The organism is Streptomyces sp. NPDC057438, assembly GCF_042802995.1.
Taxonomy (GTDB): Bacteria; Actinomycetota; Actinomycetes; order Streptomycetales; family Streptomycetaceae; genus Streptomyces.
Genome location: NZ_JBHVDD010000029.1, coordinates 1 through 14,632, shown reverse-complemented (window position 1 = coordinate 14,632; position 14,632 = coordinate 1). Strand labels below are relative to the sequence as shown.

14 protein-coding genes are annotated in these 14,632 nt (G+C 70.0%); 13 read left to right on the top strand and 1 reads right to left on the bottom strand.

Features of this window, described 5'->3' with window-relative positions; translation table 11 throughout:
• Window positions 1–211: 211 nt before the first annotated feature.
• From ACFU5F_RS18120 to ACFU5F_RS18085, 8 genes are all read left to right on the top strand, one after another.
• Window positions 212–658, top strand: coding sequence for a DUF948 domain-containing protein (locus tag ACFU5F_RS18120; RefSeq protein WP_275460637.1), 447 nt, complete (start codon window positions 212–214; stop codon window positions 656–658).
• Between the two features lie 7 nt (window positions 659–665).
• A complete protein-coding gene (locus ACFU5F_RS18115; protein WP_383887966.1) occupies window positions 666–1,040 on the top strand; it encodes a hypothetical protein in 375 nt (124 codons plus the stop codon).
• The gene (gene alaS / locus ACFU5F_RS18110) at window positions 1,040–3,712 is read left to right on the top strand and encodes an alanine--tRNA ligase (RefSeq protein ID WP_383887964.1); all 2,673 of its coding nucleotides are present in this window, start codon (window positions 1,040–1,042) and stop codon (window positions 3,710–3,712) included. Before ACFU5F_RS18115 ends, alaS begins: the two co-directional genes overlap by 1 nt.
• Window positions 3,713–3,750: 38 nt before the next feature.
• Window positions 3,751–4,215: a Holliday junction resolvase RuvX gene (gene ruvX / locus ACFU5F_RS18105; RefSeq protein ID WP_383888083.1), complete on the top strand. Its 465-nt coding sequence runs from the start codon at window positions 3,751–3,753 to the stop codon at window positions 4,213–4,215.
• A 124-nt stretch (window positions 4,216–4,339) separates the two neighbouring features.
• The gene (gene mltG, locus ACFU5F_RS18100) at window positions 4,340–6,148 is read left to right on the top strand and encodes an endolytic transglycosylase MltG (protein WP_383887962.1); all 1,809 of its coding nucleotides are present in this window, start codon (window positions 4,340–4,342) and stop codon (window positions 6,146–6,148) included.
• On the top strand, window positions 6,149–6,988 hold the full coding sequence (locus tag ACFU5F_RS18095; RefSeq protein WP_383887960.1) for a shikimate dehydrogenase: 840 nt from the start codon (window positions 6,149–6,151) through the stop codon (window positions 6,986–6,988).
• A gap of 231 nt (window positions 6,989–7,219) precedes the next feature.
• Window positions 7,220–8,404 carry a chorismate synthase gene (aroC, locus tag ACFU5F_RS18090; protein WP_275459683.1) on the top strand — a complete coding sequence of 395 codons (1,185 nt, stop codon included), beginning with the start codon at window positions 7,220–7,222 and terminating at the stop codon, window positions 8,402–8,404.
• Window positions 8,405–8,436: 32 nt separating this feature from the next.
• Window positions 8,437–8,919: a shikimate kinase gene (locus ACFU5F_RS18085; protein WP_383888081.1), complete on the top strand. Its 483-nt coding sequence runs from the start codon at window positions 8,437–8,439 to the stop codon at window positions 8,917–8,919.
• On the opposite strand, the gene ACFU5F_RS18080 is transcribed toward ACFU5F_RS18085, so the two are convergent.
• Window positions 8,876–9,628 carry an RNA-guided endonuclease InsQ/TnpB family protein gene (locus ACFU5F_RS18080; RefSeq protein ID WP_383887958.1) on the bottom strand — a complete coding sequence of 251 codons (753 nt, stop codon included), beginning with the start codon at window positions 9,626–9,628 and terminating at the stop codon, window positions 8,876–8,878. The genes ACFU5F_RS18085 and ACFU5F_RS18080 overlap by 44 nt on opposite strands.
• A gap of 158 nt (window positions 9,629–9,786) precedes the next feature.
• On the opposite strand from ACFU5F_RS18080, the gene aroB reads away from it, so the two are divergent.
• From aroB to nusB, 5 genes are all read left to right on the top strand, one after another.
• On the top strand, window positions 9,787–10,878 hold the full coding sequence (aroB, locus tag ACFU5F_RS18075; RefSeq protein ID WP_383887956.1) for a 3-dehydroquinate synthase: 1,092 nt from the start codon (window positions 9,787–9,789) through the stop codon (window positions 10,876–10,878).
• A gap of 178 nt (window positions 10,879–11,056) precedes the next feature.
• Window positions 11,057–12,001 carry an AAA family ATPase gene (locus tag ACFU5F_RS18070; RefSeq protein WP_383887954.1) on the top strand — a complete coding sequence of 315 codons (945 nt, stop codon included), beginning with the start codon at window positions 11,057–11,059 and terminating at the stop codon, window positions 11,999–12,001.
• Between the two features lie 282 nt (window positions 12,002–12,283).
• Window positions 12,284–13,390 carry a M24 family metallopeptidase gene (locus tag ACFU5F_RS18065; RefSeq protein WP_383887952.1) on the top strand — a complete coding sequence of 369 codons (1,107 nt, stop codon included), beginning with the start codon at window positions 12,284–12,286 and terminating at the stop codon, window positions 13,388–13,390.
• A gap of 59 nt (window positions 13,391–13,449) precedes the next feature.
• On the top strand, window positions 13,450–14,016 hold the full coding sequence (efp, locus tag ACFU5F_RS18060; protein WP_033532566.1) for an elongation factor P: 567 nt from the start codon (window positions 13,450–13,452) through the stop codon (window positions 14,014–14,016).
• 2 nt (window positions 14,017–14,018) lie between these two features.
• Window positions 14,019–14,453, top strand: a complete 435-nt coding sequence (nusB, locus tag ACFU5F_RS18055; RefSeq protein ID WP_383887950.1) for a transcription antitermination factor NusB — start codon at window positions 14,019–14,021, stop codon at window positions 14,451–14,453.
• Window positions 14,454–14,632: the final 179 nt, after the last annotated feature.

The following is a 14,632-nucleotide window of genomic DNA, read 5'->3' as shown; positions in this document are numbered from 1 at the left end:
CGGTCGTAGGACACACGCACCGAGCGTCAGCCCGTCGTCCCCCCGCCCTCTGTGGCGGGCGGGGCGGCGGGCTCTCGCCTTCCCGCGGCGGGGTGGCACCGCGGGCGTGCCGGATAGGCATTAATGCGGTACTGAGCGATCGCTGCGGCGCGATAGGCTCGGGACACGAGTTTTCGACGTTCAGGCATGTTCCAGGGAGCGGGTGCAGACAGTGTCCGGTGGAGAGGTGGCCGGGATCCTGGTGGCCGTCTTCTGGGCGATCCTGGTCTCCTTCCTCGCCGTCGCGCTGGCGAGGCTGGCCCAGACGCTCAAGGCGACCACCAAGCTCGTCGCGGACGTGACCGACCAGGCCGTCCCCCTCCTCGCCGACGCGTCCACCGCGGTCCGTTCCGCGCAGACCCAGATCGAGCGGGTCGACGCCATCGCGTCGGACGTCCAGGAGGTCACGTCGAACGCCTCGGCGCTCTCCACGACCGTCGCGTCCACCTTCGGCGGCCCCCTCGTCAAGGTCGCCGCCTTCGGCTACGGCGTACGCCGGGCCATGGGCGGCCGCCGGGAGGGCGAGCCCGCCGAGGAGCGACGTCGTACCGTGATCGTGGGACGCACTGTCGCGGGCCCCCGCCGGAGCAGGCGTGACACCCGTGGAAAGAAGGACTGACCGAGCGATGTTCCGTCGTACGTTCTGGTTCACCACAGGGGTCGCCGCCGGAGTGTGGGCCACCACCAAGGTCAACCGCAAGCTCAAGCAGCTCACCCCGGAGCACCTGGCGGGCCAGGCCGCGCACAAGGCGGTCGAGGCCGGCCACAAGCTCAAGGACCGGGCGATCGGCTTCGCGCTCGACGTCCGCGGCCACATGGCCCAGCGGGAGGCCGAACTGGGCGAGGCCCTCGGCATCGAGGCCAACCCCGACAGCTACCCGGAGCTGCCCGCCCCGAGGCATGTCGTCGCCATCGAGAACAGCAACACCCCGAAGTACAGCAGGAATCCGAGGTACGTCGACAGCTCGTCGTACCCGTACAACCGGAATGAGGACCACTGATGGAGTCGGCCGAGATTCGTCGCCGCTGGTTGAGCTTCTTCGAGGAGCGCGGTCACACCGTTGTCCCTTCGGCGTCGCTCATCGCGGACGACCCGACTCTGCTCCTGGTCAACGCCGGCATGGTTCCTTTCAAGCCGTACTTCCTCGGTGAGGTCAAGCCCTCCTTCTCCCGCGCCACCAGCGTGCAGAAGTGTGTCCGCACACCGGACATCGAAGAGGTCGGCAAGACCACCCGGCACGGCACGTTCTTCCAGATGTGCGGCAACTTCTCCTTCGGCGACTACTTCAAGGAAGGCGCCATCAAGCACGCCTGGGAGCTGCTCACCAGCCCCCAGGACAAGGGTGGTTACGGCCTGGAGCCGGAGAAGCTCTGGATCACCGTCTACAAGGACGACGACGAGGCCGAGCGCATCTGGCACGAGCAGATCGGCGTGCCCAAGGAGCGCATCCAGCGCCTGGGCATGGGCCCCAACTTCTGGTCGATGGGTGTGCCCGGCCCGTGCGGCCCGTGTTCCGAGATCAACTACGACCGCGGCCCGGAGTTCGGCGTCGAGGGCGGCCCGGCCGTCAACGACGAGCGCTACGTGGAGATCTGGAACCTGGTCTTCATGCAGTACGAGCGCGGCGAGGGCACCTCCAAGGAGGACTTCGAGATCCTCGGCGAGCTGCCCAGCAAGAACATCGACACGGGCCTTGGCCTGGAACGCCTCGCCATGATTCTGCAGGGCGTGCAGAACATGTACGAGATCGACACCTCCATGGCGGTCATCGACAAGGCCACCGAGCTCACCGGTGTCTCGTACGGCAACGCCAAGGACTCCGACGTCTCCCTGCGCGTGGTCACCGACCACATCCGCACCGCCGTGATGCTCATCGGCGACGGCGTCACCCCCGGCAACGAGGGCCGTGGCTACGTCCTGCGCCGCATCATGCGCCGCGCCATCCGCAACATGCGGCTGCTCGGTGCCACCGGCCCGGTCGTCAAGGACCTCATCGAAGTCGTCATCGGCATGATGGGCCAGCAGTACCCCGAGCTCATCACCGACCGTGAGCGCATCGAGAAGGTCGCCCTCGCCGAGGAGAACGCCTTCCTCAAGACGCTGAAGGCCGGCACGAACATCCTCGACACCGCCGTGACGGAGACCAAGGCCTCAGGTGGCCAGGTCCTCGCCGGCGACAAGGCCTTCCTGCTCCACGACACCTGGGGCTTCCCGATCGACCTCACCCTGGAGATGGCCGCCGAGCAGGGCCTGTCCGTGGACGAGGACGGCTTCCGCCGCCTGATGAAGGAGCAGCGGGACCGCGCCAAGGCCGACGCCCGCGCCAAGAAGACCGGCCACGCCGACCTCGGCGCCTACCGCGAGATCGCCGACGCCGCCGGGGAGACGGAGTTCATCGGCTACTCGGACACCGAGGGGGAGTCCACGGTCGTCGGCATCCTCGTCGACGGGCTCTCCTCGCCCGCCGCCACCGAGGGCGACGAGGTCGAGATCGTCCTCGACCGCACCCCGTTCTACGCCGAGGGCGGCGGCCAGATCGGCGACACCGGCCGGATCAGGGTCGACTCCGGTGCCGTCATCGAGATCCGCGACTGCCAGAAGCCGGTCCCGGGTGTGTACGTCCACAAGGGCGTCGTCCAGGTCGGCGAGGTGACCGTCGGCGCCAAGGCCCAGGCCTCCATCGACGGCCGTCGCCGTACGGCCATCGCCCGCGCCCACTCGGCCACCCACCTCACCCACCAGGCCCTGCGGGACGCCCTCGGCCCGACGGCCGCCCAGGCCGGTTCCGAGAACCAGCCCGGCCGCTTCCGCTTCGACTTCGGTTCCCCGTCCGCCGTTCCGACGGCCGTGATGACCGACGTCGAGCAGAAGATCAACGAGGTGCTCTCCCGCGACCTGGACGTCCACGCGGAGATCCTGAGCCTCGACGAGGCCAAGAAGCAGGGCGCCATCGCCGAGTTCGGCGAGAAGTACGGCGAGCGGGTCCGTGTCGTCACCATCGGCGACTTCTCCAAGGAGCTGTGCGGCGGCACCCACGTCCACAACACCTCGCAGCTCGGCCTGGTCAAGCTGCTCGGCGAGTCCTCCATCGGCTCCGGCGTGCGCCGTATCGAGGCCCTGGTCGGCGTGGACGCCTACAACTTCCTCGCCCGTGAGCACACGGTCGTCGCCCAGCTCCAGGAGCTGATCAAGGGCCGTCCGGAGGAGCTCCCGGAGAAGGTCTCCGCCATGCTCGGCAAGCTGAAGGACGCCGAGAAGGAGATCGAGAAGTTCCGCGCCGAGAAGGTGCTGCAGGCCGCCGCCGGCCTCGCCGAGTCCGCCAAGGACGTGTCCGGCGTCGCCGTGGTGACCGGTCAGGTCCCGGACGGCACCACCGCCGACGACCTCCGCAAGCTGGTGCTCGACGTGCGCGGACGCATCCAGGGCGGTCGGGCCGCCGTGGTCGCCCTCTTCACCGCCGTGAACGGCAAGCCGCTGACGGTCATCGCCACCAACGAGGCCGCCCGCGAGCGCGGACTGAAGGCCGGCGACCTGGTCCGCACCGCCGCCAAGACCCTCGGCGGCGGCGGTGGCGGCAAGCCGGACGTCGCCCAGGGTGGCGGCCAGAACCCCGCCGCCATCGGCGAGGCCGTGGACGCGGTGGAGCGCCTGGTCGCCGAGACGGCCAAGTGAGCACGACGGATCACACGAGCGGAGCCGACGGCCCGGCCATGCGCCGCGGCCGTCGGCTAGCGCTCGACGTCGGCGACGCCCGCATCGGGGTCGCCTCCTGCGACCCCGACGGGATCCTCGCCACCCCGGTCGAGACCGTTCCCGGACGCGACGTTCCCGCAGCCCAGCGGCGATTGAGCCAACTGGTCGACGAGTACGTACCCATAGAGGTAATCGTCGGACTCCCTCGCTCCCTCAAGGGGGGCGAGGGACCCGCCGCAGTCAAGGTACGGGGATTCGCCCAGGAACTGGCCCGCATGATCGCGCCGGTCCCGGTCAGACTCCTCGACGAGAGGATGACCACGGTGACGGCCGGTCAAGGTCTGCGTGCCTCAGGAGTGACATCCAAAAAGGGCAGGTCGGTCATTGACCAGGCGGCGGCCGTGATCATCCTGCAACAGGCGCTGGAATCCGAACGGATGTCAGGTAAAGCTCCGGGCGAGGGCGTCGAAGTGGTCATCTGATCGCGATACGGTAACGTTCCGCGCGATGTGGTGGCCTTCGAACAGCCACCGCACAAAAAGAGGCGGGGACGAACGCCGGGCCACAGGTCCCGCGTGACCGCCGCCTCGCGGCTCTAGGGGATCGATGACTGAGTATGGCCGGGGCCCAGGCTCCGAACCGTGGCATCCGGACGACCCGTTGTACGGGGACGGCGGATGGGACGGACAGCAGGCCCAGGGCCGGCAGTCCTCGTACGGCGGCCAGCCGCAGCAGCAGTACCCGGAGCAGCAGCAGTACCAGCAGCAGTACGACAACGGCAACGGCGCCTGGAACAACGGCCATCAGGGCCACCAGGACGCCTACGCCCAGCAGCAGTACCAGCAGGAGTACGGCGACCCCGCGCAGCAGTACGCCGGCCAGAACCAGCATCAGCAGTACCCCGGTCATGGCCAGCAGCAGTACGGCCACACCGACGGCGGCTGGAACAACGGAACACACCAGCACACACAGGCCCCTTACGTCGCGGACCCGGCCGACCCCTACGGGGCACAGCAGCAGGCGATGGCCTACGGCGGGGGCCAACAGGACTTCTACGGCACGCCGGACGCGTATCCGCCGCCGGAGCCGCCCTCACGCCGGGGCACGGAATCGGCGGCCGCTCCCGCGGCCGCCCCGGAGCCCGCCCCCGAACCCGAGAAGCAGCCGGCCGCCGAGCGGACGGACTGGGACCCCGGGCCGGACCAGGGCGAGCACGCGTTCTTCGCCGGTGGCGGTGACGACGACGAGGAAGAGGCAGAGGAACGCTCGGGCCGGGTGGGCCGGAAAGGCCGCGGCGTTAAGTCAGGCAAGGGCGGTAAGCCGGGCAAAGGCGGTAAGAAGCGCCGCAGCGGCTGCGCCTGCCTGGTGGTCGTCATGGTCTTCGGCGGCGGCTTCGCAGGCGTCAGCTACTTCGGCTACCAGTTCTACCAGAGCCGTTTCGGCGATGTCCCCGACTATGAGGGGAACGGTACGAACGAGACCGTGACGATCACGGTCGAAAAGGGCGAGTTCGGATCGGCTATCGGGCAGAAGCTGAAGGCGGCCGGGGTCGTCAAGAGTGTTGATGCTTTCACGGCCGCACTCGCGCAGAACCCTGAGAAGGACATCCAGGCGGGCGTTTATCTCCTCAAGAAGGAGATGTCCGCCAAAAGCGCTATCGCTCTGATGCTCGATCCGAAAAGTCAGAGCAACTTCACGGTCGCCGAGGGTGTGCGTAACAACGACATTTACGTCCAGATCGACAAGGAACTGGGTCTTGACAAGGGTACGACCCAGGATGTCGCCGAGAAGAAGTGGGAGACCCTCGGCCTTCCCGACTGGGCGAACGACAACAAGGACATCAAGGATCCGCTGGAAGGATTCCTCTACCCGTCCACGTACCCGGTCGCCAAGGGCATGAAGCCCGAAGCCGTCCTGAAGGAAATGGTCGACCTCGCCAAGGCGAAGTACGAGGAGATGGACCTGGAGGGCAAGGCCAAGGGCCTGAAGCTGGAGAGCCCGCTCCAGGTGCTCACCGTGGCGAGCCTCGTCCAGGCCGAGGGGAAGTACAAGAGGGACTTCCTCAAGGTCGCCCGGGTCGTCTACAACCGGCTCGACAAGAACAACACCGAGACCTACGGGCTCCTCGACTTCGACTCCACGGTCAATTACCTGCGCGGTGAATCCAAGCTGGCCACGGGTTCGGTCAACTCGCTCCGGCAGATCAACGACCCGTACAACACCTACAAGATCAAGGGTCTGCCGCCCGGCCCGATCGACAACCCGGGCGAGGTGGCCATCAAGGCGGCGCTCAAGCCGGCGAAGGGCGACTGGTACTACTTCGTGTCGATCAACGCGGACGAGACGCTGTTCGCCGTGACCAACGAAGAACACAACAGGAACCGCAAGAAGTACGAGGAAGCGCAGAACGGATAGATGAGCCGCACCGCCACCAAGCACCGGGCCGCCGTGCTCGGTTCGCCGATCGCCCACTCGCTGTCCCCGGTGCTGCACCGGGCCGCGTACGCCGAACTCGGGCTCACCGACTGGACGTACGACCGTTTCGAGGTCGACGAAAAGGCGCTGCCCGGGTTCGTCGAAGGACTCGGGTCGGAGTGGGCCGGGCTGTCGCTGACGATGCCGTTGAAGCGGGCGGTCATTCCGCTGCTGGACGAGATCAGCGAGACGGCGGCCTCCGTGGAGACCGTAAACACGCTGGTGTTCGCGGAGGACGGGCGGCGGGTCGGCGACAACACCGACATCCCCGGGATGGTCGCCGCGCTGCGCGAGCGCGGCATCGAGCAGGTGGAGTCGGCGGCCGTCCTCGGCGCGGGAGCCACCGCTTCCTCCGCGCTGGCCGCGCTCGCCCGGATCTGCACCGGCGAGGTCGTGGCGTACGTCCGCAGTGCGGCCCGGGCCGCCGAGATGCGGCAGTGGGGCGAGCGGCTGGGCGTCGAGGTGCGTACGGCGGACTGGTCGGAGGCCGAGCGTGGGCTGAGCGCCCCCCTCGTCGTCGCCACGACACCGGCCGGGGCGACGGACGTGCTGTCCGGTGCGGTGCCGGAGATGCCGGCGACGCTGTTCGACGTGCTGTACCACCCGTGGCCCACCGAGCTGGCCGCGCGATGGTCCGCGTACGGCGGGGCGGTGGTCAGCGGGCTCGATCTTCTGGTGCACCAGGCCGTGCTGCAGGTCGAGCAGATGACCGGGTGCAAGACGGCTCCGGTGAGCGCGATGCGGCGGGCGGGGGAGCGGGCTCTGGCCGAGCGCGGCTGAAGCCGTCCGGGCGTGTGCGGAGAAGGGCGGGTCCGAGGGGCCGGTCCACGGCGAGGAACCGCCGTGCGCGCCGTCCGCCAGATGGACCTGCGACCGGGGTCCCGCCCCGGACGTGGGAGGATCGGAGGTGGCGGGCCGGGGCCGCGCACCGGTAGCCGTCGCCGTACGCGAGGAATCGCGTACACGCAGGCAGGACGACGCAGTACCGGACGCGAGCATGGAGGAGCACCGTTGAGCAGGTTGCGCTGGCTGACCGCGGGGGAGTCCCACGGTCCCGCACTCGTCGCGACGCTGGAGGGTCTTCCCGCCGGCGTGCCGATCACCACGGAGCTGGTGGCGGACCATCTGGCCCGGCGGCGCCTGGGCTATGGGCGCGGTGCGCGGATGAAGTTCGAGCGCGACGAGGTCACCTTCCTCGGCGGTGTGCGGCACGGACTGTCCATGGGATCGCCGGTGGCGATCATGGTGGGCAACACGGAGTGGCCGAAGTGGGAGCAGGTCATGTCGGCCGACCCGGTCGACCCGGAGATCCTCGCCGGCCTCGCCCGTAACGCCCCGCTGACCCGGCCCCGCCCGGGACACGCCGACCTGGCGGGCATGCAGAAGTACGGCTTCGACGAGGCCCGGCCCATCCTGGAGCGGGCCTCCGCCCGGGAGACCGCGGCCCGGGTCGCCCTCGGAGCCGTCGCCCGGTCGTACCTCAAGGAGACGACCGGCATCGAGATCGTCAGCCACGTCGTGGAGCTGGCGGCCGCGAAGGCCCCGCAGGGTGTGTACCCGACGCCGGCCGACGTGGAGAAGCTGGACGCGGACCCCGTGCGCTGCCTGGACGCGGACGCGTCGAAGGCGATGGTCGCGGAGATCGACCAGGCCCACAAGGACGGCGACACCCTCGGCGGGGTCGTCGAGATCCTGGCGTACGGCGTGCCCGTGGGCCTCGGCTCGCACGTGCACTGGGACCGCAAGCTGGACGCCCGCCTCGCCGGCGCGCTGATGGGCATCCAGGCGATCAAGGGCGTCGAGATCGGCGACGGCTTCGAGCTGGCGCGGGTGCCGGGCTCCAAGGCGCACGACGAGATCGTGAACACCCCCGAGGGCATCCGGCGCGTCTCCGGCCGCTCCGGTGGCACCGAGGGCGGTCTCACCACGGGTGAGCTGCTGCGGGTCCGGGCGGCGATGAAGCCCATCGCGACCGTCCCGCGCGCCCTGCAGACCGTGGACGTGACCACCGGCGAGGCCACACAGGCCCACCACCAGCGCTCCGACGTCTCCGCCGTGCCGGCCGCCGGCATCGTCGCCGAGGCGATGGTGGCCCTGGTGCTGGCGGACGCGGTGGCCGAGAAGTTCGGCGGCGACAGCGTCACCGAGACGGCCCGCAACGTCCGTTCCTACCTCGACCACCTCGCGATCCGGTGAGCCCGGTGCCTCTGGTCGTCCTCGTCGGCCCCATGGGCGTCGGCAAGTCCACCGTCGGACAGCTGCTCGCCGAACGGCTCGGTGTCGCCTACCGCGACACCGACGACGACATCGTGGCCGAGCAGGGCCGCGAGATCGCGGAGATCTTCGTCGACGAGGGCGAGCCCGCCTTCCGCGCCATCGAGAAGGAGGCGGTGCGCGCCGCGCTGACCGGGCACGACGGCGTCCTCGCCCTCGGGGGCGGCGCGATCCTCGACGCCGACACGCGCGCCCTGCTGGCCGGACAGCGGGTCGTCTACCTCTCGATGGACGTCGAGGAGGCGGTCAAGCGCACGGGTCTCAACGCCGCCCGCCCGCTGCTGGCCGTCAACCCCCGCAAGCAGTGGCGGGAGTTGATGGACGCCCGGCGGTATCTGTACGAGGAGGTCGCCACGGCCGTCGTCGCCACCGACGGCCGTACGCCCGAGGAAGTCACCCGAGCGGCGTTGGATGCATTGGAGTTGAAGGAAGCTTGACTTTGCCCCCGGCCTGGCGGCGGGAGGTTTCAGCGGTCGCCCGCTGAAGTTCCTGCTTCGCCGACGATCGCCCCGTCCGGGAGGACTCCCGTTGAGGTCTTACACCGTCTCCACAGGCGGACGCCGCTGGCCCGGCGGCCAGGATGTTGCGGGCCGCGTTCACGGCGCGGTCATGCACCGCGCCGCACTCGCACGTCCGGAGCATCGAGACAAACCGGCGTCCCGAGCTGTCGTGGGACATCGTCACTGTCGTGGGCTGCGCACGGTCCGGGAGAAGGCGCGACCAACGGATGTCCAGGGGCTGTGTCATTTTGGCCAGGGTCAGCTTGCCATCGCGCCACGCGAAGGCACTGCGGGTGTACTCGGCCGACGCGCGGGACTTCTTGCGCGACTTGAAGCGCGGGTACTTGGCCCGCTTGGCGAAGAAGTTCCCGAACGCCGTCTGAAGGTGGCGCAGGGCCTGCTGGAGCGGGACGGAGGACACCTCTGTCAGGAAGGCGAGTTCCTCGGTCTTCTTCCACTCCGTCAGCGCGGCCGACGACTGCGCGTAGGAGATCCGGCGCTGCTCGCTGTACCAGGCGCGCGTGCGATCCTCCAACGCCTTGTTGTACACGAGGCGGACACAGCCGAACGTGCGCGACAGCTCGGCCGCCTGCTCGTCCGTGGGGTAGAAGCGGTACTTGAACGCCCGCTTGACCTGCCGTGTCATGCGTCACTTTCTATCCGTTCCCGTGTGAGTCAAGGGTGTTGGTCAGCAAATTGCCGACACCGAACCGCCCTGACGGCGTTTCGGTATTCTTCGCCCTTCTCCACGGGAGTCCGTTCTTTCCCTGCTCTGTCGGCCGGGGTATCCACGAAGGAATCTTGATGAGCGAGACAGTGACCCGTATCCAGGTCGGCGGCACGGCGGGCACCGAGCCGTACGAGGTTCTGGTGGGGCGTCAGCTCCTCGGTGAGCTGGGCGGGTTGATCGGCAACCGGGTCAAGCGGGTGGCCGTGATCCACCCGGAGGCGCTGGAGGACACCGGAGAGGCGCTGCGGGCCGATCTGGCCGGGCAGGGTTTCGAGGCCGTCGCCATCCAGGTGCCGAACGCGGAGGAGGCCAAGACCGCCGAGGTCGCCGCGTACTGCTGGAAGGCGCTGGGGCAGTCGGGGTTCACCCGCACCGACGTCATCGTCGGCGTCGGCGGCGGGTCCACCACGGACCTCGCCGGGTTCGTCGCGGCGACCTGGCTGCGCGGGGTCCGCTGGATCGCCATCCCCACCACCGTGCTGGCCATGGTGGACGCGGCCGTCGGCGGCAAGACCGGCATCAACACCGCCGAGGGCAAGAACCTGGTCGGCTCCTTCCACCCGCCGGCCGGTGTGCTGTGCGACCTGGCCGCGCTGGACTCGCTGCCGGTCAACGACTACGTCTCCGGGCTCGCCGAGATCATCAAGGCCGGGTTCATCGCGGACCCGGTGATCCTGGACCTGATCGAGTCCGACCCGCAGGCGGCCCGCACGCCGGCCGGGCCGCACACCTCCGAGCTGATCGAGCGGTCGATCCGGGTCAAGGCCGAGGTCGTCTCCGGGGACCTGAAAGAGTCCGGCCGCCGCGAGATCCTCAACTACGGGCACACGCTCGCCCACGCGATCGAGAAGAACGAGCGCTACCAGTGGCGGCACGGCGCGGCCGTGTCCGTGGGCATGCACTTCGCGGCCGAACTGGGCCGACTGGCGGGCCGGTTGGACGACGCGACCGCCGACCGCCACCGCACGGTCCTGGGATCGGTCGGCCTGCCGCTGCACTACCGCTACGACCAGTGGCCGAGGCTCCTGGAGACGATGAAGGTCGACAAGAAGTCCCGGGGCGACCTGCTCCGCTTCATCGTCCTGGACGGCCTGGCCAAGCCCACCGTCCTGGAGGGTCCCGACCCGGCGATCCTCCTCGCCGCCTACGGCGAAGTGGGCCAGTAACGCCCGCTCGGGCAGCTCTTGCCCGATTCGCCTTGTGTCCCTGGCCACTTGGGCACTTCGGGCTGTCCCCGGCCGTTCACCAAACGACGGCCGGGGACGGTACCGTTCGGTAAGGGCGGGGTCGGAAGGCCCCGCCCCGCCAGTGTCGATGTGACTGTACGAGACGGAGTGGCACCGGATGCAGGACGCAGTGGGAGCTCCGCTGCCGCCGCCCCACCGGCCGGGGCAGGACCCGGCGGCCCCGTGGCCGCCGGCCGCGAACCAGCAGGGACACCCGGCCCCCCATCACCCGGGAGCGCCCGGCACGCACCCGCCAGGGCACCCGGTGCCCCCCGGCGGCCACCCGGCCGCGGTGCCGCCACCCCCGCCCGCACCCATGGCCCCGCCACCGGCCGCGCCCCCCGGTCCCGCCGCACCCGGCTTCACCGGCAGCCCCGGGCATCCGCACCCGCCGGCGCCGCCGCAGCAGACCGGGGCCCCACGCGACACCACCGGACACGTGCCACTGCCGCCGGGCGGCCCGGTCACCATGCCGCCGCCCGCCACCGGCGCGCCCGATGTCACCAGCACCACGCTCGCGGTCCTGCTCATAGGCCCCGCCGGAGCCGGCAAGACCAGCGTCGCCAAGTACTGGGCGGACCACCGCAGGGTGCCCACCGCGCACATCAGCCTGGACGACGTGCGCGAGTGGGTGCGCTCCGGCTTCGCGGACCCGCAGTCCGGCTGGAACGACAACTCCGAGGCGCAGTACCGTCTCGCCCGCCGTACGTGTGGCTTCTCCGCCCGGAACTTCCTGGCCAACGGCATCTCCTGCATCCTCGACGACGCCGTCTTCCCGGACCGCCCGGTCGTCGGCCTCGGCGGCTGGAAGCGGCACGTCGGCCCCGGGCTGCTGCCCGTCGTCCTCCTGCCGGGCCTGGAGATTGTCCTGGAACGCAACGCCGAGCGCTCGGGCAACCGCCGCCTCACCGACGAGGAGGTCGCCCGCATCCACGGCCGAATGGCGGGCTGGTACGGCTCGGGCCTCCCGATCATCGACAACTCCCAACTCGACGTCCCGGCCACGGCCCGCGTCCTGGACGAGGTCCTGGCCAGATCCATAGCCAGCCCTCCGAAGTGGTAGCCACCTGAACGACGGCGGCCGCGCCCCGTCAGGGGCGCGGGGAACCGCGCGAACGATCCCCACCGGCCCGCAGCCGACACACGACCCCAGACGAACAGCAGCGCACAGCCCGACCGCAACCTGCCGGGGGCGCGGGGAACTGCGCGAGAAGCCCCCACCGGCGCGCAGACGGCACACAACCCCCCGCCCCACCCACGTACCCCGCACCCCACCCCCACCCTCGCGCCCCCACTCGGCCCCGCCCAACCAGCGCCCGCCCAGCGAAGCTCATACGCTCGGGACATGTCTGAGGTCTACGCGGCCCGCAGAGCCCGGCTGAGAGAACGCTGCCAGGCCGGCGGCAGCCCCACCGCACTGGTGACCCGTCCGGCCAACGTGCGCTACCTCGCGGGAGCGGCACCGCGGGGCGCGGTGCTGCTGCTCGGCAGGAGCGAGGACGTCCTCCTCTGCGAGGCACCGCCGAGCGGGGAGATCGGCGAGGGCCGGCCCGACGACGCCGTACGCGTGCAGGTGCTGCCGCGCCCCGGCGGCGATCCGGCGGTCGCGGCCGCCGACCTGGCCACGGCCCTGGGTGCCGACTGCCTGGCCGTGGAGGAGCATCACCTCACCATGGCCCGGCACAGAGCCATCCGCTCCGTCGCGCCCCGGCTGCGCCTCGCCGACCTCGGCGGGGCGGTGGAGCAGCTGAGGGTGATCAAGGACGAGGAGGAGCTTTCCTGTCTGCGGATCGGCGCTGAGATCGCCGACCAGGCACTGGGCGAACTGCTCGAATCGATCCTCGTCGGCCGCACCGAGCGCCACCTCGCGCTGGAGCTGGAGCGCCGTCTCGTCGACCACGGCGCCGACGGCTCGGCCTTCGCCACCTCCGTCGCCGCCGGCCCGAACTCCGGCCGGCCCGGTCACCGCCCCACCGATCGCAGGGTCGAGGAGGGCGACTTCCTCTCCGTCTGTCTCGGTGCGACCTACCGCGGCTACCGGTGCGAGATCGGCCGTACGTTCGTGATCGGAACCTCCCCGGCCGACTGGCAGATCGAGCTGTACGACCTGGTCTTCGCAGCCCAGCGCGCCGGACGGGAGGCGCTGACCCCCGGTGCGGCCTACCGTGACGTGGACCGCGCGGCCCGCCAGGTCCTGGACTCGGCGGGGTACGGAGAGGGCTTGCCGGTGATGACGGGGCACGGGGTCGGACTCGAAATCGACGAGGACCCGCAGTTGGCCCCCGCGGCCATGGGTAAACTGGACGCTTGCGTGCCGGTCACCGTCGAACCGGGGGTCCACCTCCCGGGCCGGGGCGGAGTCCGGATCGATGACACGCTCGTCGTACGCCCCGAGGCGGACGGCGGACCCGAGCTACTCACCATCACGACCAAGGAGCTGCTCGCGCTCTAGCTCATCGGCTGGGCGCGTGGCCCGGGGTCGTCCACGTCAGTCCAGGAGATTCCGCAACCGTGGCTTCCACGAACGACCTCAAGAACGGCCTGGTGCTCAAGCTCGAAGGCGGCCAGCTCTGGTCCGTCGTCGAGTTCCAGCACGTCAAGCCCGGCAAGGGCCCGGCCTTCGTGCGCACCAAGCTCAAGAACGTGCTCTCCGGCAAGGTCGTCGACAAGACGTTCAACGCCGGCGTCAAGGTCGAGACGGCCACTGTCGACAAGCGCGACATGCAGTTCTCCTACATGGACGGCGAGTACTTCGTCTTCATGGACATGGAGACCTACGACCAGCTCATGGTCGACCGCAAGGCCGTCGGCGACGCCGCCAACTTCCTGATCGAGGGCTTCACCGCCACCGTCGCGCAGCACGAGGGCGAGGTCCTCTTCGTCGAGCTGCCGGCCGCCGTCGAGCTCGTGATCCAGGAGACCGAGCCGGGCGTCCAGGGCGACCGCTCCACCGGTGGCACCAAGCCCGCCACCCTGGAGACCGGCCACCAGATCCAGGTGCCGCTCTTCATCACCACCGGCGAGAAGATCAAGGTCGACACCCGCACCAGCGACTACCTCGGCCGGGTGAACAGCTAACCGTGGCTGCCCGTAACACGGCCCGTAAGCGTGCCTTCCAGATCCTCTTCGAGGGCGACCAGCGCGGGGTCGACGTCCTGACCGTCCTCGCGGACTGGATCCGGCACGCCCACAGCGACACCAGGCAGCCTCCGGTCAGCGAGTACACCATGCAGCTGGTCGAGGGCTACGCGGAGCACGCCAAGCGCATCGACGAGTTGATCGCGCAGTACTCGGTGGGGTGGACGCTCGACCGGATGCCGGTCGTGGACCGCAACATCCTGCGGCTCGGGGCGTACGAGCTGATCTGGGTCGACGCGACTCCGGACGCGGTGGTGCTGGACGAGATGGTGCAGCTGGCGAAGGAGTTCTCCACGGACGACTCGCCGTCCTTCGTGAACGGTCTGCTCGGCCGGCTGAAGGACCTCAAGCCCTCGCTCCGCCGGGAAGCCGAGTAGCGGACGGTCGGACGGAGAGCGCCGTAGGGGGTGCTGGGCGCAGTCGGCCGCGGGGGATCCGCGGCCGGCTGGTCGCGCAGTTCCCCGCGCCCCTTTCGGGGCGCTGTCCCGCTCCTCCGTGACCACGCGCCGTACGACACGTACGAAAAGCCGCCGGGGTGGCCCGAACCAACTGGTTC